The organism is Flavobacterium sinopsychrotolerans, assembly GCF_900110375.1.
GTDB classification, from domain to species: Bacteria; Bacteroidota; Bacteroidia; order Flavobacteriales; family Flavobacteriaceae; genus Flavobacterium; species Flavobacterium sinopsychrotolerans.
This window is the reverse complement of sequence record NZ_FODN01000004.1, coordinates 236,018-256,019: the sequence shown is the minus strand read 5'-3', so window position 1 is coordinate 256,019 and position 20,002 is coordinate 236,018. Positions and strand designations below refer to the sequence as shown.

Here is a 20,002-nt window from a genome sequence, read left to right as displayed (position 1 = left end):
TGGTTCAAAAACTTTTATTAATTTTTTTGCTTTGCTTTTTTTGCTTCACTTTTGCGAAACAATTCACTGAATTTGTTGTAATCCAAAGTAATGATGAAAGCGATTCCGGTTTCAACCACTTCACCTTGCAGTGCCACTTGGTATTTGTTCACTCGGTATACCCTCATTTTATACCTTCCATCTTTTGATAGTTGGTAATCTAGTGAAACATCGCCTGCAATATTATTAGCATTTTGATTCACTTGTTGCGGACCTTCAATTCCAAAGCTGCTTCCTACAGTTACTTTCAATCGGTCATTCAATAATTTCTTTGAAATTCCTACGCTCAAATCGGTTTTATTTTCTCGTTGACCAGTGGTATAATCATCCGAAGTATTCAAATCAAAATTCAGTTCTACCCCTTCAATTAAATCACCCGCTAAATTATTAAGTTGTTGCGACAAAATTTTACTGGCACTTTCTCTTGCTAGTGACGAAACGCTTGTTCCTCCGGTTTCACTGGCAAATGGGTTTTCTCCAATAAAACGATTCAACAGCAGTAAAGCAAAAACCTGTTTGTTCAATTCATCCGGTTGCTGACGCAATTGGGTTAATTTTGCTTGCGTAGCGTTGATAATTTCTGTTGAAACGCTATTATTCCCATCAGGCATAACAATATCAAAAGCAATGGTTGGTTTCATTAATTCGCCAGTCATTTTCAATACAGTTTCAAAAGGAAGCTTTTGTTTGTAGGTATTTCTCACTTCGGCAGTTACATCTCCTAATTGGTCATTAACTAAGTCAATTGGCGCGGCTTCTGTTTTATAAATCGCGGTAACATTAACATCAGCAGTTGTAGGCTCTCCAGTCCACAGGATATAACTTCCTTTTTTGATGTCGAATTTTCTTTTGATCGCATTAAAATTCATTTCATAGCTCCCTTCAGATAATTCATATCTTCCGGTCAAAGTCGTTTTTCCTGATGGATCAATACCGCCGTTTAATTGCGCTTCTCCTTTTAATTTTAGGAAATCCCCGTTAGCTTTATCAATAACCAATGATAATTCGGCGTCTTTATCAATCTCAATATTTACCGAAGCATTGATTCCTTTGATGTCCATTTCACTATTCAATTCGTCCATGACGATGGTCTCGACTAATTTTGGATTGTCTTGGTCAATGAATTCTACAATTCCTTCTCTATCAGTAATTGACGGATCTGATTGTGGTAAAACAATAGTGAACTTAGTGTCTTTATTAATTTTGATATTTCCTTCTACAATAGGATTGTCTAAATTTCCGGATAGTTGCAAATGATTGTCCAAGTACAATTCACCATAATACAAATCATTGTCTTTTGCTTTAGAATTGACGGCTTTGAAATTATCAGCATCGATGGCTAAATCAAAACCAAAATTACTAAAATTAGCACTGTCAATCTTTCCGTTGATGGCTAAATCATTGTCTTTTTCATCTTTTATAATAAAATTGTCAAAAAGAATAGCATTTGGCGTAAATACAATTTTATCGTTTAAAGACTTGAATTTTGCATTAAGCTGCTTCACTTTGAAACCAATTTCATTGAACTGTAATTCGCCAACTACTTTGGGTTGGGTCGTATTTCCTGTTATTTTAAAATTCCCTGTCAAGAATCCCGTGCTTTCAGTAATGTTATCCAAAGTGAAACCCTGAATACTTTTTAAGTTCAATTTATCAATGTCGAGATTCATGTCAAAACTGCTGTCACTCGTCTTGTAATTCCCTTCTAAATTGACTTGATTTCCCTGACCTGTAATGGCAATTACGGCATCATATTGACTCGCAATCGCATTATTTACTTTGATACTGATGTTTCCGATTGTATCTTTTTTGAAAGTAAAATTTTCAATATTCAAATCTGAAGTAAAAAGAGGAGTGGTACTTATATTTTTGACCAATGCGTTTCCATTGATTTTACCACTCATTTGCAAATCATCTTTTTCAACAATACTGGTAATAGTTTTTATGTCAAAATCTTTGAAATCAATTGCCATTGGTGCATTTGCTCCCTGAGATTGTGATTGTATAAGGATTTTACTTCCGTCTTTACTCAATTCGAAATTATCAGCATAAATTCCTTTTTTGCCAAAGCGAATTAAATTATCTTGTGTTATTTTCCAAGATTCATAGTTCAGCAACAAATTATTTGGATCAAGATTGATATCGTTGTTTCCGTTGGTAGCTTTTAATGTTCCTGCAATTAAGTATCTTTCTTTGTCTTTTGAATCCTTTAATTGCACTGTATAATTCACAATATTATTTTGCACTTTGCCAGAAATGCTGGTGTGGGGCAATTGAATTTGTTTATTTTGGATGTCATCAACTATAAAGCTGTAAACAAGGGAATTGTCTTTGGTGTCTACTTTGAGAACAGCGTTTGTAATGATGTTTTCGCCATAAATTAATTTTGGAATTGTACCATTCAGAACAATAGAATCGTTAACAGAGTTGTATCTTCCTTGTATATTAATAGGTTCCAGACTTTTCAATTCAGGAATCAGTTTTAATAGAATTGGACTGTCTTTTACGCCAATTTTAAAAACAAATTCTTGTTTCTCAACGACTGTTTTTCGGGAACTTGGATTGCTGTCATAATACTTGGAAATAGAATTTGACAAAGCAGTCGCTATTTTTGATAACTTGTATTTTCCATTGGCATCCACATCCAAAAACGGAGATTTCAACACGAATGTATTCTTTTCAGAAGTAGATGTTGCCACTGCACTAATGGAATCAATTACAAATTCTTCTTTAGCATTTACGATGGTAATGTTGTGCGCATATACCGTTCCGTTGAGGTAATCGAGATTTGCCGATTGAATATCAGCATCTACAACGCCTCTTATTTTCAATGGGCCAGCGTGAAGATTCAGTTTTTCCAAATCAGCGATATCCACATTCAGTTTTAGTTTTCCGGTAGGATATTTGTCTTTAAAACTGCCACTGCTCACCAAGTCAAAAGTCAGATTAGGATCTTTTGCCAAAGCAGTTGCATTGAAATTTCCGTTGCGAATAGTTCCTTTTAGAGCTACATTTTGGTACGTATATTTATTATAATACGCTTTTAGAATAGTTCCATTTAATGATGCGGTTGCCGTTTTTGGATCAAATCCAGTTCCTTTTATGTTGGCTTTTAAAGTTACTTTTCCAATGGAGTCGTTTTTGATAAATTTCCCTAAATCAAAATTAGTAAGTTCCGTTTGGGCATCGTATTTCTCGTAATTTTTTCTGCTTTGGTCGAATGTAGCTTTGATTTTTGCATTTCCAAAACTACTTGCGATATTCAGATTAGTATTGAAATTAGCAATGGTTCCTTTAAAAAATCCTTTGGCGCTGAATTTTGACGGCAACTGAATCGAATTAGGAATGGTCCCTTTGGGCAAAAAGCCAACCAAATCTTTCGAACCAGATTGTAAATCTTTAATATTCAAATCAAAATAAGCTTTGTTTACATCTGGTAAACCTATGATTCTGCCGCTTGCTGCTACTTTTGTAGTTCCAATACCGCTGATTTCTATACTTGGGAATTCAATGTTTTTTAATTTTCCTTTTACAGTTCCATTAACCAGCAAGATCGCATTTGGATTGCTCATAAACGGGTTTACATTGACTAGCGTTGGAGCAAAAAGCATAATATCTTTAATTCCCAATTTACTTTTTTTCAAATTAGCAATAAGTCCTAATTCTCCCGGATTTTTGGCTAAAGATGCTATGGAAGGATATCCAATTCTAATTTCATCTTTCAGTTCTGTTTGAGGTGTTTTTAAATATAATTTTTTAAGAAAAGCATTCTTTTTACCGTAGAAAAATTCCGCATTAAAGGACTGAATGTTCAAGCCGCTTTTGTCTTTAACGGTTAATGAATTGGCAATTCCTGAAATGTTTTCGGGATTGTAATTCAACAAATCTACTTGCAAATTTAAATTGGTAATATTCAAATGGTTGTAATCGATTCCTTTTTGAACTGTTGCAATAGTATTATTGTCATAACGGAAATTTATCCGTTTGAATTCCGTTTTCTTTATTTTGACATCCCAATTGTTCGATTCGGTATTTACAGCTTCTCTTTTAGGTCTGATTTTATCTAATTTGTCAAAAGTCAAAGCACCTTCTACACCCGTTAAATCAAGACTTTCTATAATTGCGAATTGATTGTTAAGGTCAATTTTATCAATTTTGGCGAGCAGTTTTTTTAAATAAAAATTTGTGGAAAGTTTAGTTTCCTCACTTTTATAATCGAAATCAATTTTTGCTAAATCAATTTCACCTAATTTTAATTTTAAGATAGATTCCGGTTCATTTTTTATTGCTGCCACTTTAGTCGCATTGGATATTTGAACCAAACCTTGCTTTAATTTGAACTTTAATCCATTGATTTTTGCTTTTGGAATTTCAAAGTTCATTTCATTTAAATCGAAAGTTTTAATTTTCGTTTCAAAATGCTTTAGATTGGCATAAATATCATTTTTTGTAACGGCATCAGTATACTTAAACTGGATGCGGTCGAGCATTATTTCTTCTACAGAAAACTGCATGGGTGGCGAATCACTCATTTGTTTTTCTGGCGAAGCAAAGGCTTTTATGATGTAATCAAAATTAAAAATAGCTTTGGAATCTCTATTTAAATTAGCTGAAATCCCTACTAATTCTAAGGAATTGATTTCGACTTTATTGTTTATCAATTGAAACAAACTGATATCGGCAGCCAACTTTTCACCCGCAAAAAGAGTGTCTTTTTTTTGGTCTTCAAAATAAACGCCTTTAAGAATTACTTTTTTAGGAAACTCAATTGCAAGACTATCAACCCTCACTTTGGTTTTGATTTTCCCTTCCAGATACGTTACTGCTTTATTTTTGGCATAATTCTGAACGGAGGGAATTTGAATAGCCACAAGTAATATTAGGAACAATAGGAGTAGTGATCCCATTATCCAAAGGAAAACGTGTAAACTTTTCTTTAAATATTTTTTCAAATGATGTATTTTTTGGTTAAAAATAACCAATTTAAATCAAAATTGCAATTTACTCCCAAACAGAATTTGCAACAAAGGTTTGATTTTTTTAATGAAATATTTTACAAAATTTTAAAATAGTGTTGTAAAATTTTTGGATTGCAATTGCTGTTTTGAATGCTTAATTTATGTTTTATACGTAGGGATTTCATTGAAATTCTCGGCTAGTTTTTCATCCAATACAATTTCTTTAACGGCCATAAGCATTGCTTTATTTGAAGTGAAAAGTTCTCGATTAAAGTTAATTACAGTTGTAATATCAATATCTTCTATTGCTGTTTGTTGGGCTTCAGTGTAAAAATTATTCAGAGCGGAACTATAGTTGTTCTGAATGGAATTAAATATATTTTGCAGTTCTTCAAAGTTTGCTTTTTTATCTTGCAGCAGGAAAGCATTCAGTTGAAGGTATAAATTTTCAGTTTCTTTTTTGTGGTGCATAAAAAAATTATATTTAATGTCTTTTGAGGAATTTCTGAGATCCATAATGTTAGTTCCAATGTCTTTGACACTTTTTACGGCATGCATAGAACTTCGTACAGCTGAAATCATTTGGTTGAGTTCTACTTGCTCTTCATCTTGTAATTTTGTTCTCAGTTTCAAATAAAAGGCATGAATCTCGCCTTGCAATTGTTTGAGAAATTGATATTTTTCTTCTTCAGTTTTTGAGTAGAATTTTTTTTCCTCATCAATGTCCTTAAAAGCACTATTTTCTATAAGAGACAATGTATTAATTGCGAATAATTCCAGATTAAAGAGCATCGAATTATGAATAAAATATTTTGTTTCTCTTTGAAATAAATCTAAAGCCGTCTCAGGTTCAGCGATTGAAGCATGCCCTATAAATGCCGCAGCTGAACTATCGGTATTTTTAAAAAAACGCTCTAAAAATTTAGTAAAAATATCAAGAACAGGCAGAAACAATACAATTGCCAGTAAGTTGATCAAAGTCGAAAACGTGACTAGTCCAATGAGTGGATCTTTAATTTTTATGACATCAGTGATCAGTAGCAGAATGGGTTTCAGCAAAGCAAAAGCAATGGCAGTAATGAAGATGTTGAATAACAGATTACCCAATGCCACTCGTTTTTTGGATGCATTTCCACCTATGGCACTTACCAAAATCTTAATTATAGTTCCGGTTTCGCTACCCAGCACAATTGCGGCAGCCATTGGAAAACCTATAGCTCCAGCGTTGAGTGCACTCAATGTCAGCGCCATGGTTACGGAACTTGATTGAACAATTAACGTAATTAAGAAGCCAATGAGCAGGAAAATAATCATTGGCATGGATGCATATTTCGAAAGATCAAAATACTGTGCCTGAGATTCCATTGCTGTTTTCATGAAGGAAAGTCCTATAAACATTAAGCCAAAACCGAGAAGAAAATAAGATAGGTATTTGATTTTCTTACGATTTCCAAGCAGAATAAGAAAAAAACCACCTAAACAAACGGCTGGATAAGCTATCACTTCAATGTCTGTTTTAAAGCCAAGAGTGGCAACCAGCCAACTGGCTATTGTTGTTCCTAGATTGGCACCCAGAATAACTGCCATGGCATTTTTCATCGTAAAAACACCGGCACCTACAAACGCTAAAACCATCAATGAAACCATGGAACTGCTCTGAAGGACACCAGTAACGATTGTTCCACCAGCTACAGCACCGATATTATTTTTTGTAATACGCTGCAAAAATAGTTTGAAACTTCTGCCGGAAAGATTCTTTAGGGATTCCTCCACCAGATACATGGCAAAAAGGAATAAGCCAATGCCAGCAGCCAGTTTTAGTATTGAATTTAACGTCTCCATAGTTATAAATAGCACTAAAGATACTTAAATTTATTAGTAATAATAAAATCGCTATGCAGTAATACAAATAAGATGAAAAGGCATTGGACTATTGGGAATGCGAAACGCTTCTGTTTTTTAAATAAGAGTCAAAACATATCCAATTATTGAGCCACCTAAAACGATAAATGCGCTATTTATTTTTTTGAAACCAAAAGTAATAGCGAGGCTTATTATTGCAATTAGAATCGTACGCCAATCCGTAACGGTGTCTTTTCCCATGACGTAACATACAGAAATTATAATGGCTACCGAAGCAATATTTACCGCATCGAGGAATGCCGAAAAAGGTTTTGAGTTTCTCATTTTCTTAACTAATGGATTGAGAAGTGCCACAAAAATAAAGGAAGGCAGAAAAATTGCAATTGTAGAAACTACGGCGCCGGATAAACCATTAATTTGATAGCCAATAAAAGTAACCGATGAAAAAACGGGACCGGGCGTAAATTGTCCTACGGCAATTGCATCGATTAATTGTTGACGGGTTAGCAGTCCGGTGGCTACCAGTTCAGCATCAAGAAAGGCAAAAAGTACATAACCGCTGCCATAAAGGATTGCGCCAATTTTAAAAAAAATCCAAAATAGATTCATGTTGGTTGCAGTCAGAACGGTTGTACTTGAAACTTGTAGAACGGTTATGGGGAGAAAAACAGTCGTATTTTTTATTCTTTGGTTTCGGATGAAATACCAGAACAAGGCAAATAATCCGGCTCCAAACATCAAATAGATTTCATTGAAGTCAAGTAAGGACAGGATTAAGACAGCAATTCCGATTCCGGCTAATAGTATTGATTTCAGGGATTTCTTGGCCAAAGGATAAACGGCAGCCAGAATCACGGCTATAATCGCGGGCTTTATGCCATAAATAAAAGGTTGTATTTCCGGTAATTGTCCATATTGTTTGTAACCCCAGGCAAAAAATCCGGTGATGAAAACCGCTGGCAGAATAAAACAGAGGCCAGCTACAATCAGACCTTTCCAACCAGCCCGTTCATTGCCAATATGGATTGCCATTTCAGTGCTGTTGGGTCCCGGAATTAAATTTGTGGCACCTATGAGATCTAAAAAATGTTGTTCTGAAAGCCATTTCCGCTTCTGGACGACTTCTTCCTGCATCATCGCAATGTGTGCCGCCGGACCACCAAAAGCGGTAAGTCCCAACTTAAGGAATAGTTTGGCAAGCTCTTTTATTTCGGAATTTGGATTCATTTTTCTGAATCTTTTTTGTTAAAGGAAAGGCAACGAATGAAAGGCATCCGGTTTTATAAAACGGAAGTTCTTTTGTTAAATGTTTTGAATGGTTATTCTTCTTTTTTCTTTTAAATTTTTAAAATGAGTAGGTGTCAATCCGGTTGCTTTTTTAAACTGATTAGACAAATGGGAAACACTGCTGTAATGAAGCTTGAAAGCTATGGCTGAAAGGGTGTGTTCTTCCAAAATGATAAGTTCTTTTATACGTTCTACTTTGAGTGAAATCACATACTGTTCAATTGTACTGGCTTCTATTTCAGAGAAAAAATTGGCTAAGTAGGTGTAACTGTGATTTAATTTTTCGCTTAGCAAAACAGAGAATTTGATGACTGGTTTTTCATCAGAATTATACACGTAATCAATTATTACACTTCTGATTTTCTCAATCAGAATGCCTTCTTTTTTTTCTAATAATTCTAATCCTGCTTTTTTAATCTTACTGTTTAATTTCTTTTTTTCAGTCGTAGTAAGCTCTTCTTTAACTTCAATTTCGCCAAGATCTATTTTTATTGCAGCGATGTCGAGTTCTTCTAAAGCCTCTTTTACAAAGATTTTACAACTTTCGCAAGCCATGTTTTTGACATATATTTTCATAGACCAATTTTACATTAATTATTTTTGGATTCAATCGTTTATCCGAAATCGTTTGACATTAAATAAAAACCGAATAATTGTTAATCAAAAAAGAGTGCTTTTTGTTTCTAATTTTCTTTATTCTTTGTTGGTCCGCTTACGATTCTGGAAATTAGTCCTTGCTGTGTTGTTAATTCAGAGAAGAAAACGCCTGACAAGTGAATCACGATAAACGTCAATAGATAGTAAATAGAAAGTACGTGTATTTCTTCCATCGGTTCCTTTAGATTTTTTGGACCTAAAACAATAATTAAACCGGTAATCAACGAAATAGCGACACAAACATAAAAAATTAAATACGTCCAATATTGAAATTTCTCTTTAATGCCCAAATCTTTATTGAACGGATTAGAGAATTTCATTTGTCCAAAAAATGGAAGCGCAATTCGAATGCTATACAAACCTACCAAAGCATAACCAATATAAATGTGCCAGTCCCACATGGGTTTTCTTATTTTTTTAGCAAGCGTAATGAGTTGGTCTTGTGTCAACTTTTGATCTGTAGTCGCTAAATAGTCTTGAATAATTAGCGCAACATTATTTTTATTCATCCACGTCAGACGTAGAAAAATCGTGACAAGCAATAAAGTCATGCAAATGGCGATTGACCAATGCATTATTCTGTAAATGGCGGAGTATTCTCTGTTTTTCATGATTTTTGAATGCTAATAACGTTATGCTTTTGATTCTTATTTGATTTGAAATGCGAAAATGATTCCTAATATCCCGAGGTTTTTTTTAGCAGTTAAAAAGCCATCGCTCTTTGGAAAAATACGTAAGGCTTCCAGTGCAACGAAAAGATAGTTCTTTGCTATTTCAGTATTCGCACGGTCATATGATTAACGCCTGAAATTTTAAAAATATCTCCTTTCACTTGTATAGTTTCGCCAGTTGAAACCTGTCTATATTGTGTTGGTTCTAATAAATTGACCCGACTGATAGTCACCAGATAAATTGAATTTTCGGTTGTTGCTATTTTGGCGGTATAGCCGTCTTTGCCCACAACGATTTCCTGCACTTTTCCGGTGGTGAATTCAGTGGTATTTGCGTTTAGCAACGGATTGCAACTTACAGCCAGCGCCAATACAATTAGTAAGCAGCTGGCAATTTTTAAAAATTGTTTCATAAATTTAAAGTTCTAGAAAATCATTAGTTTTTGGAAAATTACGAATAGCGTCCATCGCTATTTCGGGTGTTGGGTCGGCTATTTTGCGTAGTTTTGTGTCCATCCAGGCTCCATCCACGGTTATTACGGCACAAAGTTTATTTTCGTTATTTAGGAATTCGTGGACTATTGACCACCGCGAAGCATCGGGTTTCATTTTAGAAATTTTGGTATGCATAACTATTTTATCCGAAAGCAGTATTTCTTTTCTGAAAATACATTCCTCTCGGAACAATATAGGACCAAAATTTTGTGAACGCAAAACCTTTATGGTTAAACCAAGATTTTCCAGAATTTCGATACGATGTTGCGCACCAAAGTCATAATATGCACTGTGTCGAACATGAAAATTAGGGTCAAGATCTGACCAACGAAAGGATAATTCTTTGCTAAATGAAGTCATTGTAATTTTTTTTAAAGTTGTTTGCGCTATTCTTTTGGATTGCTTTAACAGAAATTTAGTACGCATTATTACGGTCAAAACTACGAATAATATGTGGAATGAAAAGGAACTCACGAACCTTTTTAATCCTTTTTTAAGGATATGCTACCAAAAGTAATTGGGGATTTTGTGGTTTCTTTTTCTTCAAAAAATATTGTGGCGTGTCTTTTGCATAAGAAAAAGAATTGTCCAATTCCGGATCTTATAAAATTACCAAAGAGTATGAAAAAAATAATTCTACTGTTGTTGCTATCGGGTTGTATGTATGCTCAAGAACAAGTATTTAATGTGCAACGCTATTGCATAGATGAGCAACCTTTTAAACAAGGCGAATGCAATGTAGCAGGAAATGAATACTCTTTTGTGTTTCTTGACACTCAAAAGCGTACTGTGGTTTTCTTTCTCACAGCTACAAAGATGAAATATAAAATTGTAGACTCGGGCATTTTTGCTCCCGATAGGAATTATACGTTCTATACTTTAGAAAATGAGAAAGGTCAAGTAGCAATGCGGATAAACAAGCAAAATACTAAAATTGAATTCCTGTATCCCAATACGCATGTTTATTTGACCGTTGGGAAGTCAACTAAGGGGGTGAATTAGACACATAACTCACAAGTAGGAGTTTATTATCCGCACGGTCATGTTTTTGAAATCAAACATGATCCGTGCGGTTTTTTTTAAACAGGTCTACTAATTTAGGACTTTGAAATTTCTTCCAATACTTTTTTCCCGTTTACATTATTTGGATCCAGTTCCACTGATTTTTTATAGTTGATAATCGCCAGTTTTTTATCTCCGTTTTTCAAATAGGCTTCTCCCAAACTATCGTAGGCATTTCCTGATTTTGGAAACGCTTCTACATTTAGTTTAAAAACTTCTATTGCTTCTTTTACTTTTCCGGTTTGTAACAATTGATATCCTGCGCTATTCATTTCATTTTCGTTGACAGCATAGGTATTTGAATTTTTATTTTCTTTGAAATACTCGATTCCAGATGCAATTCCTTTTTCCAGAATAACATCTACGAAAGCATTTGCTAATGATTTTTTAGGCAAACTGTACGGTTTATTGTATAGGATGTTTCTAATTGCTTTATTCATCTCGTTTAAGTTGGTCCCGCCAGTATTATTTAACAATACCACTAGATTTTTGTCAGACGGAATACGGGAAAGCAAGGTGTTGAATCCATTTATTCCACCGCCATGCTCAGTAACTATGATACTCTCATTTTTTTCTCCATTGAAAGCCATATTGATAAACCATCCATAACCATATTGTCCTGGTCCTGCAGGAATATAGGAATTAAATAACAGCTCTTTATTTTTTGTCGAAAGTAACTGTTCTGTGTAAAGTGCTTGATCCCATAAATACAAATCATCTACATTGGAATACAAAGAACCGGCAGCGTAGGGGATAGACAAATCAAGGTAACTGGCATTGCTGTAGTTTTTACCGTTTTTCTCATAACCGGAAGCTCTGTTTTTCAGAATCGTTTCATGGTGATCGAATCCTGTATTATTCATTTTGAGTGGTGTAAGAATATTGTCTTGCAAAAACTTCTCATAGGTTTTACCGGAAACTATCTCTATAATGTAACCCAATAAAAAATAACCGGAATTGCTGTACGCAAATTTTTCACCCGGCGTAAACTCCAGCGGTAGGTCAGCGAATTTTTTTACAAATGCTTCCGGGCTGTACGGATTGATACTTATATCTTTCACGAAATTAGGAAACGAAGTGTAATTAGGAATTCCAGCGGTGTGCGTCAGTAAATGATGAATAGTGATTTTATCGCCTAATGCTTTAGGATAATCAGGAAGATAGGTTGTAATAGGAGCATCCAACTTTAATTTTCCTTGCTCAACTAATTGAAGTATCAACATAGCGGTAAACTGTTTGGTAACAGAACCCAATCGGTGTTTGGTATCCGGTTGGTTCGGAATATTCCATTCCATATTTGCCATTCCAAATCCCTTTTTATAAATGACTTTACCTGCGTCAGCGACAAGAATGGAGCCGTTAAACTGCCCGTATTCTGAATATAGATTCATCAATTTATCGATTTGTTCTGCTTTGGTTTGGCCAAAGGAAACTGATATTGTAATTAGCTGGATGAATAGACCAATTAGGATTGTTTTTACTGCAAAATGTTTGGAACGTTGTTTCATGATGATTGTTGGTTTTAGTGATTGATGTTGTTTTTTGTTCATTTTTGTCTGTTGTTGCAAATTTTGTTTGTCCGTTACAGGCTAGTGTTTATATTCCGAATAATTAATAAATGTTTTTCCATCGTAAAGGTAGAGACCTGTTTCTCTCGTACCCACCCAAAGATTTCCAGTTTTATCTTCCAAAATTGCCCAAATTCCCTGATTGATTAGTCCATCTTTTTTTGTAAAACAAGTGAAAGAATTTCCATTGTAACGGCAAATGCCACCGCCACCACCAAACCAAATGTTGCCGTTTTTGTCTTCTATAATTCGCATGACCGAATGATCATTTGGCAAGCCATCGCTTTTTGTAAAACTTGTAAATGATTTTCCATCATACCGGTAGGCACCGCTCCAATTGCTGAACCAAATATTTCCGTTCTTGTCTTGCAATGCGGGCCAAGCCCAATTGTCGCCATTTGGTTTAAGATTAGTTATAGATTTTCCATCGTAACGAAACACACCTTTATTACCTCGTCCACCAAACCAAATGTTACCAGCTTTATCTTCTAAAATATATTCCACGTTATTGTTACTGCTCATATAGCCAACTCCGCCCTCATTAATTATAAACGGAGTAAAGGATTTGCCATCGTAGATGTAAACACCATCAATTGTTGCGAACCATAGTTTTCCGCTTTTGTCCTGCATTATACTGAATACCTCCTGCGTTTTTCTAAACTTGTTGGGAGGCAGGTTTTTTCGTAAAGGAATCTGGATTTTAGTAAATGTTTTACCATCGTAAAGACAAACTCCCGCTGGAGTACCTATCCAAATTTTACCATCTTTATCTTCTAAAATGGTATTAATATTATTACTGTTTAGACCATCGGTTACTAAAAATTGGGTAAAGGTTTTTCCGTCATATTTATAAAGACCATTTTCTGTGGTGCCAAACCAAAGGTTACCGGCTTTGTCCTGCAGCACAGATTGTACATTGCCATATTTAGGCGAGCCTATGGTTTTTATAAGTTTAGGATGTGCAACAGCTAGTATGTTTGATTCATTTCCCTTTTCTTTTGGTACGTCTTTTTTAGCTGGACCGTTACAGGCTGAGCCAAAAAGTAATAGTATCAGAAAAGTAAAAACTCGGGCTTGTGAGAAATATTTTTTCATTGTTCAAATTGGCATTAAGATTTCTATCTACTTGTTGGTTTGGGTGTCGCTCTGCAATGGCGGCTAACTTTCTGGCGCTACAAGAGGTTTGGGATTAAAGTTGAAAGTTTTTTCCATTATGCACAAATTTTCCAAGTACAAAACCATCTTCAAATCAAGCCTAAAACCCAAATTTTGCCAAACGGCTGTTAGCTATGGTTGTTTGTATGTGTTAGGTAATCGTAAAGACAAATTAATTTTCTAAAATGTGTTCCCATTGAACTATTATTTAAGAGTTCAATGTTTTCTTCTAAATATTGTTTTAAATCTTCTAAATTTATTTTTTCGACTAAAAGCAAAGGTGTGTAAAATAAAATATGTAACTGGTTTGCGGTTGCCTTTAATTCATTGAAAGATTGATAAGTAATATTAATTTCTTCTTTTTTTCTAATATAGCTAGCAGAGGGATAAAAGCTTTCGATTTGAACCTCATTAACTTTTTTTATAAATCCAGGAGAAAATTCTGTTATCTCGTTATCTTCATCAATTTTTCCATTTTCGTTTAAAAAACCTGCATTTTTCAAATGCTTAAAATAAGGAATATATTTTCCATTTAAATAGGGCAAACATAATTGCGATATTTTAGATGGATCCCATTCTCTAGAGTTAATTGTATCAGTAAGAATATCTTTTAATTCAATACCTTTTATTCCAACTTCAGCAAATTTATCTTTTAAACCAACTCCATAAACAAATTCTGCATTATGTAACTTTTCAATATCTTCTAAATTGTCAGTTACATAAATTTTTGATTTCGAAGTATTCGATTTTACAAAATCATAGACCATTCCTTTCATTTGACGAAGAATTTTTATCGGTAATTTCCTCTTATTATTCGCTAATACAGTAAATATATCTATGAAATCATGTAAAATAATTAATTTAATTGGAATAACAGTATCTGAAATAAGTAATGTACTATCAATTATCGTTGGTTCTATTGGTTCAGGATTCCACTGGCAAAAGATTAGTCTATCTTTGAGCTTTTCAACTTTTTCTTTGGTTAAGCATTTTATTATAGATTTTAAAATTGATTGAATATTTTTATCATCTAAACTGTAACCAATAAATATTATTGGATTTTCAATAAAAATAGTTAAAAGTTTTGCAGCAAGATATGCGTTGCGTTCTTCGTAATTTAAATAATCTTCTTCTGTTATTACCAAAGAGTTAGGTTTTGATGAACAACCATGAATTTTATAAATTTCACCAATAGAATATAATTCAGAAAAAATTAATTCCTCTTGTCCAATGAATTTATTAAAATCGGGAAATGTGCGTTCTAGTAACTGATCCCAATTTGTAGTAATCACTCCGTCAATATTAATTTTTTTTAATAGTTTTAATTCTTTATCAATCGTTTCATTTTGCACTAATTCAATTTTCGAATTAATCATTTTTGCAACTTCAAATTTTAATGGAGAAAATTTTGTTTCTGCAAGCGAGGCAAAGTGTGTTCTACTTTCTTCAAATTCTGGACTGGACCACCAAATTTCATTGAAATCTTGACCGATTATTGATGCAACCTTTGGTAGTTTTGAGTCAGCATTTGATTTATAAAAGTTATAAGGTTTATTCAGTTTCAAATCTTTGCATATTTCCATGAGTAATAATTCCCATGTAGGAAGTCCCAAATATCTCCTTGAAAAACCTGAACCAACAAATAAGAAAGGTGAAGTTGAAAATTTTGAAATGTGTTGTTTGAATTGATTTGCAAACATATTTTAGGTTTTATAAGGTGTTTATTTATTTATGGCTCGGTAAAATTGCCACCAACTTGTATATAATCGCTACAAATATCATTGTATATGTTCTGCTAATGTAGTTTATTTATTACGAATTAATGGTATTGAAATTTTTAAGTAATCGAATAGAAACAAATGAAGTTAGGAATCAGATTTCCTAGCCCCGATAGTAGCGGCATCCTTTATGTTCTTTCTTTAAGATCATAAAGATACAGCGAATAGCGGGAATCAGCTCCAGATTCCGACTTCCGCCAGAATGACAAACCCTCTGAAATGTCATCTTGTCAGATTTTTTTACGCCAATTTTAACATAAACTGACAATTTAATAGTTGGTTTTGTATTGGCACAAAGATTGACTTATCGACTTCGAGTCATTAAAACAAGTATACAATAAAATTAAATATATTAAAAATGGGTAAAATAATCGGAATTGATTTAGGTACGACCAACTCTTGTGTTTCTGTAATGGAAGGTAATGAAGCAGTTGTTATTCCTAATGCAGAAGGAAAAAGAACAACACCATCTATCATCGCTTTTGTTGAAGGTGGAGAAATTAAAGTAGGAGATCCTGCTAAAAGACAAGCGGTAACTAATCCAACTAAGACTATTGCTTCTATCAAACGTTTTATGGGTCACTCTTTTTCAGAAATTACAGCTGAAGCAAAGAGAGTTTCTTATTCAGTAGTAAAAGGGGACAACAATACACCACGTGTGGATATTGATGGTCGTTTATACACAGCTCAGGAATTGTCAGCTATGACACTTCAAAAAATGAAAAAAACAGCTGAAGACTATTTAGGTCAAACTGTTACTGAAGCAGTTATTACTGTTCCAGCTTACTTTAATGATGCACAACGTCAAGCTACGAAAGAAGCGGGTGAAATTGCAGGTCTTAAAGTAATGCGTATTATCAACGAACCAACTGCAGCTGCACTTGCTTACGGTTTGGATAAAAAAGGTAAAGATCAAAAAATTGCTGTTTACGATTTAGGTGGAGGTACATTTGATATTTCTGTTCTTGAATTAGGAGACGGAGTTTTCGAAGTATTGTCTACAAATGGTGATACTCACTTAGGTGGAGATGATTTTGACCACGAAATTATTGACTGGTTAGCTGACGAATTTAAAGCTGAAGAAGGTATTGACTTACGTCTTGATCCAATGTCATTGCAACGTTTGAAAGAAGCTGCTGAGAAAGCAAAAATTGAATTGTCTTCTTCTGCTGAAACTGAAATCAACTTGCCATACGTAACTGCTACGGCTTCAGGACCAAAACACTTAGTTAAAAAATTAACTAGAGCTCAATTTGAAAAATTAACTGATTCATTAGTAAAACGTTCTATGGCACCAGTTGCTAAAGCGTTGAAAGATGCAGGTTTAACTGTTTCTGATATTGACGAAGTTATCTTGGTGGGTGGTTCTACTCGTATGCCAAGAATTGCTGAAGAGGTTGAAAAATTCTTTGGTAAAAAAGCGTCTAAAGGAGTTAACCCTGATGAGGTTGTTGCAATTGGAGCAGCTATTCAAGGTGGAGTTCTTTCTGGAGATGTAAAAGATGTATTGTTACTTGACGTTACACCTTTATCTTTAGGTATCGAAACTATGGGTGGTGTTTTGACTAAATTAATTGAGTCTAACACAACTATTCCAACTAAAAAATCTCAAGTTTTCTCTACAGCTGCAGATTCTCAACCAACAGTTGAAATCCACGTTTTACAAGGAGACAGAGCTATGGCAGTTGACAACAAAACTATCGGTCGTTTCCATTTAGATGGTATTCCACCAGCTCCAAGAGGTGTTCCACAAATTGAAGTAACTTTTGATATTGATGCTAATGGTATCATCAAAGTTTCGGCAACTGACAAAGGAACTGGAAAATCTCACGATATTCGTATCGAAGCTTCTTCTGGATTAACAGCTGAAGAAATCGAAAGAATGAAAAAAGATGCAGAAGCTAATGCTGATTCTGACAAACTTTTAAGAGAAAGAGCAGAAAAATTGAACGAAGCTGACGGAATGATCTTCCAAACTGAAACTCAATTGAAAGAATTAGGTTCTAAATTATCTGATGAAAACAAAGTTGCTGTAGAATATGCATTAACTGAATTGAGAATGGCGCACCAATCTCAAGACATTCCTGCAATTCAAACGGCTCTTGACAACATCAACGCTGCTTGGAAAAAAGCAACTGAAGCGATGTATGCTCAAGGAGAACAAGGTCAAGGTGAAGCACAACCTCAAGGGGATGCTGCTCAAGGAGACAATGTTGAAGACGTTGAATTCGAAGAAGTAAAATAATAATTTCCCGTAGAGACGGACTGTTGTCCGTTTTTATTGTTGATTTAGAAAACCGTTCGCCATTGGTGAACGGTTTTTTTTATGGAATTTATTTTTTTTTTAAAATGGATGCGCCTATTTTGTATCAAATATTATTGTACTTTTCAATCTCTTTGAAATCGAAAGCAATTATGAAAAAAACAATATTACTTCTTGTTATGGCATTTTGTTGTACGGCTCTTTTCAGTCAGAGCAACAAAGCCAAAAAATTAACAGCTTCATCCGTTTTTGCAAAATCAGATAATGTTTCTGCGGAAATGATTAAGAATAAATTTTATTTTTTTATCACGAATAAAGGAGCCAAAAAAGACACGATTTTATTGAAAATTTTTGAGGTAGATAAGTTGCCATTAGAATGTAAAATTGAACCCTTTACGACCAAAGGAACTTCTTTGCATAAAATAACGTGGCAGGAAAAAAAGACGGCGCAAAGCAAATTAAAAACAGAGGCTGCAGTGACTACCGTTTCTGTAATTTGTGACATAACTTCTAAAACAAAAGTGCTGACAAATGAACAAACAACTACAAAAATAACTGAAATACATTTTTTGGATGACAAGCAAACGGTTTCTGAAACAATAGACCGAATTCGAAATGAAGGTTTTGAATGTATCGTAAACAAATCAGGAGATGTGGTATTGAAAAATAAAGCAAAGGAAAATAAAATGATTTACGTTCCTGCGGATAAAAAGTTTGTATTCGCTTCTGCCGGACCATCTAAGAAAAAATAATAAGTTTAGTTTTAAAATTTAGCCCGATTCTTTTCAGAAATGAGTCGGGTTTAGCAGCTGAAGAAATCGTAAGAATGAAAAAAGAGGCAGAAGCTAATGCTGATTCTGACAAACTTTTAAGAGAAAGAACAGAAAAATTGAACGAAGCGGACGGAATGATTTTCCAAACTGAAACTCAATTGAATGAATTAGGGTCTAAATTATCTGATGAAAACAAAGTCGCTGTAGCATATGCATTGATTGAATTGAGAATGGCTCAATCTCTAGACATTCCTGCAATTCAAATGGTTTTTGATAACATCAACGCTGCTTGGAAAAAAGCAACTGAAGCGATGTGTGTTTAAGGAGAATAAGGTTAAGGAGAAGCACAACCTCATGGGGATGCTGCTCAAGGAGACAATGTTGAAGAAGTTGAATTCGAAGATGTAAAATAATAATTCCCCGAAGAGACGGACTGTTGTCCGTCTTTATTGTTAATATAGAAAACCGTTCACCGTTGGTAAACGGTTTTTTTATGCGTTTCTATTTTTTTAGGCTGTTTTGTGCCAAACATGTTTGTAATTACTACCGCATGTGGAAAGGTTATGGCGGCCAAAAAGGAGAAAAACAAAGCATTAAACAATTGTTCCTCTTTACATATATAATAGATCAGTGTAATTCCTACTATAGATAGTAACCAATAAATCCCTGCCGCTTTACAATAGGCAAAAAAATATTTTATTGAAAAGGAACCATTCAAAAATTTAATTTGGTCAATTATTGAAGGAATGCTGTGCCATAAAACAAAATAAATGGCAAATCCCCATATCAGACTGGAAGACTTAAAGAGGATTGCAAATAGAACCAAATAAAAGAATTCTAAAATTAGTTTTTTTCTGATATTTTCTGATTTCCAATACAAATATGCGCTTAAGCTAATAAAAATAATTCCTGAAACCTGCAGTATAATGGTAAAGTAACTATCAAAAATGCTGATATTTGCAATGTTTAAAATGATATTTTGCACTTCAATCAAGTGAAAATTAAACAGTAAAAGAAGAATAACTAATCCATATATAAATTGGAATATTATTACCAGCCATTTGGGAAAGTCATGTTGTAGATCTTGCCATTGCTGTTCGCCAAAATGATAGGCGCTTACAAGTATGAATAATAGTAACGCCACTTGCGGAATTGTATAAAACAGAAAGGCACCTGTTAAAACCACTACTAAATAATATCCGAGTATTTTAAACCAGGAATTGGACTGTTTTACGGTTTTAATATTTTGAATTAGAAGTAAATCGTTTGCACCATGTAATATTCCAAAAGTAAAAATCAAGAAGAAACCTAAAACTATCTGAAGTTGAGTCGAAAGAAATGAATCCATCCATAACCCGAAAAAGCTTGCTACAATTGCAATATTTGAATAATTTTTCATGAAATTTAATTAATGTTTAAAATTAGTTAAAAAA

The 20,002-nt window shown here is 34.0% G+C and carries 14 protein-coding genes and 1 pseudogene; 4 read left to right on the top strand and 11 right to left on the bottom strand.

Translation table 11 applies throughout. The annotated features are described in order from the left end of the window. Positions 1 to 17 precede the first annotated feature (17 nt). The 7 genes from BMX64_RS09695 to BMX64_RS09665 form a co-directional block, all read right to left on the bottom strand. Positions 18 to 4,991, bottom strand: coding sequence for a translocation/assembly module TamB domain-containing protein (locus tag BMX64_RS09695; protein ID WP_091171025.1), 4,974 nt, complete (start codon positions 4,989 to 4,991; stop codon positions 18 to 20). A gap of 165 nt (positions 4,992 to 5,156) precedes the next feature. After that, positions 5,157 to 6,839 carry a Na/Pi cotransporter family protein gene (locus tag BMX64_RS09690; RefSeq protein WP_091171021.1) on the bottom strand — a complete coding sequence of 561 codons (1,683 nt, stop codon included), beginning with the start codon at positions 6,837 to 6,839 and terminating at the stop codon, positions 5,157 to 5,159. A 117-nt stretch (positions 6,840 to 6,956) separates the two neighbouring features. Then, complete coding sequence (gene chrA, locus BMX64_RS09685) at positions 6,957 to 8,087, bottom strand: chromate efflux transporter (protein WP_091171018.1); 1,131 nt, start codon at positions 8,085 to 8,087, stop codon at positions 6,957 to 6,959. Positions 8,088 to 8,162: 75 nt separating this feature from the next. Further along, positions 8,163 to 8,723 (bottom strand): helix-turn-helix domain-containing protein, encoded by a 561-nt coding sequence (locus tag BMX64_RS09680; protein WP_091171014.1) that lies wholly within the window; start codon positions 8,721 to 8,723, stop codon positions 8,163 to 8,165. Positions 8,724 to 8,830: 107 nt separating this feature from the next. Continuing rightward, positions 8,831 to 9,415: a cytochrome b/b6 domain-containing protein gene (locus tag BMX64_RS09675; protein ID WP_091171011.1), complete on the bottom strand. Its 585-nt coding sequence runs from the start codon at positions 9,413 to 9,415 to the stop codon at positions 8,831 to 8,833. Positions 9,416 to 9,573: 158 nt separating this feature from the next. Continuing rightward, positions 9,574 to 9,888 carry a hypothetical protein gene (locus tag BMX64_RS09670; RefSeq protein WP_091171008.1) on the bottom strand — a complete coding sequence of 105 codons (315 nt, stop codon included), beginning with the start codon at positions 9,886 to 9,888 and terminating at the stop codon, positions 9,574 to 9,576. Between the two features lie 4 nt (positions 9,889 to 9,892). Then, positions 9,893 to 10,330, bottom strand: a complete 438-nt coding sequence (locus tag BMX64_RS09665; RefSeq protein WP_091171170.1) for an acyl-CoA thioesterase — start codon at positions 10,328 to 10,330, stop codon at positions 9,893 to 9,895. A gap of 261 nt (positions 10,331 to 10,591) precedes the next feature. On the opposite strand from BMX64_RS09665, the gene BMX64_RS09660 reads away from it, so the two are divergent. Continuing rightward, the gene (locus BMX64_RS09660; RefSeq protein WP_143056074.1) at positions 10,592 to 10,972 is read left to right on the top strand and encodes a hypothetical protein; all 381 of its coding nucleotides are present in this window, start codon (positions 10,592 to 10,594) and stop codon (positions 10,970 to 10,972) included. 95 nt (positions 10,973 to 11,067) lie between these two features. Here the strand turns inward: BMX64_RS09660 and BMX64_RS09655 are convergent, their stop codons facing one another. The 3 genes from BMX64_RS09655 to BMX64_RS09645 form a co-directional block, all read right to left on the bottom strand. Beyond that, positions 11,068 to 12,582 carry a serine hydrolase gene (locus BMX64_RS09655; protein WP_244273276.1) on the bottom strand — a complete coding sequence of 505 codons (1,515 nt, stop codon included), beginning with the start codon at positions 12,580 to 12,582 and terminating at the stop codon, positions 11,068 to 11,070. Between the two features lie 39 nt (positions 12,583 to 12,621). Continuing rightward, positions 12,622 to 13,695, bottom strand: a complete 1,074-nt coding sequence (locus BMX64_RS09650) for a ligand-binding sensor domain-containing protein (RefSeq protein WP_091171001.1) — start codon at positions 13,693 to 13,695, stop codon at positions 12,622 to 12,624. A 188-nt stretch (positions 13,696 to 13,883) separates the two neighbouring features. Further along, a complete protein-coding gene (locus BMX64_RS09645; RefSeq protein WP_091170997.1) occupies positions 13,884 to 15,455 on the bottom strand; it encodes an SIR2 family protein in 1,572 nt (523 codons plus the stop codon). 436 nt (positions 15,456 to 15,891) lie between these two features. Here BMX64_RS09645 and dnaK point away from each other — a divergent pair, with 436 nt between their 5' ends. The 3 genes and pseudogenes from dnaK to BMX64_RS09630 form a co-directional block, all read left to right on the top strand. Continuing rightward, entirely contained in the window at positions 15,892 to 17,778 is a 1,887-nt protein-coding gene (dnaK, locus tag BMX64_RS09640) for a molecular chaperone DnaK (RefSeq protein ID WP_091170992.1), read from the top strand. A gap of 170 nt (positions 17,779 to 17,948) precedes the next feature. Continuing rightward, positions 17,949 to 18,548, top strand: a complete 600-nt coding sequence (locus tag BMX64_RS09635) for a hypothetical protein (protein WP_143056073.1) — start codon at positions 17,949 to 17,951, stop codon at positions 18,546 to 18,548. A gap of 14 nt (positions 18,549 to 18,562) precedes the next feature. Next, positions 18,563 to 18,982, top strand: a pseudogene (locus BMX64_RS09630) (Hsp70 family protein); the annotation flags it as partial. Between the two features lie 56 nt (positions 18,983 to 19,038). Here BMX64_RS09630 and BMX64_RS09625 read toward each other — a convergent pair. Then, positions 19,039 to 19,968 (bottom strand): Brp/Blh family beta-carotene 15,15'-dioxygenase, encoded by a 930-nt coding sequence (locus BMX64_RS09625; protein WP_091170981.1) that lies wholly within the window; start codon positions 19,966 to 19,968, stop codon positions 19,039 to 19,041. Positions 19,969 to 20,002 lie beyond the last annotated feature (34 nt).

Excerpts from the sequence above, each read along its gene's own strand:
- BMX64_RS09670 (WP_091171008.1), bottom strand. The coding sequence starts at position 9,888 with ATGAAACAATTTTTAAAAATTGCCAGCTGCTTACTAATTGTATTGGCG.
- BMX64_RS09635 (WP_143056073.1), top strand. The coding sequence starts at position 17,949 with ATGAAAAAAACAATATTACTTCTTGTTATGGCATTTTGTTGTACGGCT.
- dnaK (WP_091170992.1), top strand. The coding sequence starts at position 15,892 with ATGGGTAAAATAATCGGAATTGATTTAGGTACGACCAACTCTTGTGTT.
- BMX64_RS09650 (WP_091171001.1), bottom strand. The coding sequence starts at position 13,695 with ATGAAAAAATATTTCTCACAAGCCCGAGTTTTTACTTTTCTGATACTA.
- BMX64_RS09645 (WP_091170997.1), bottom strand. The coding sequence starts at position 15,455 with ATGTTTGCAAATCAATTCAAACAACACATTTCAAAATTTTCAACTTCA.
- BMX64_RS09675 (WP_091171011.1), bottom strand. The coding sequence starts at position 9,415 with ATGAAAAACAGAGAATACTCCGCCATTTACAGAATAATGCATTGGTCA.
- BMX64_RS09655 (WP_244273276.1), bottom strand. The coding sequence starts at position 12,582 with ATGAACAAAAAACAACATCAATCACTAAAACCAACAATCATCATGAAA.
- BMX64_RS09665 (WP_091171170.1), bottom strand. The coding sequence starts at position 10,330 with ATGACTTCATTTAGCAAAGAATTATCCTTTCGTTGGTCAGATCTTGAC.
- chrA (WP_091171018.1), bottom strand. The coding sequence starts at position 8,087 with ATGAATCCAAATTCCGAAATAAAAGAGCTTGCCAAACTATTCCTTAAG.
- BMX64_RS09660 (WP_143056074.1), top strand. The coding sequence starts at position 10,592 with ATGAAAAAAATAATTCTACTGTTGTTGCTATCGGGTTGTATGTATGCT.
- BMX64_RS09680 (WP_091171014.1), bottom strand. The coding sequence starts at position 8,723 with ATGAAAATATATGTCAAAAACATGGCTTGCGAAAGTTGTAAAATCTTT.
- BMX64_RS09690 (WP_091171021.1), bottom strand. The coding sequence starts at position 6,839 with ATGGAGACGTTAAATTCAATACTAAAACTGGCTGCTGGCATTGGCTTA.
- BMX64_RS09625 (WP_091170981.1), bottom strand. The coding sequence starts at position 19,968 with ATGAAAAATTATTCAAATATTGCAATTGTAGCAAGCTTTTTCGGGTTA.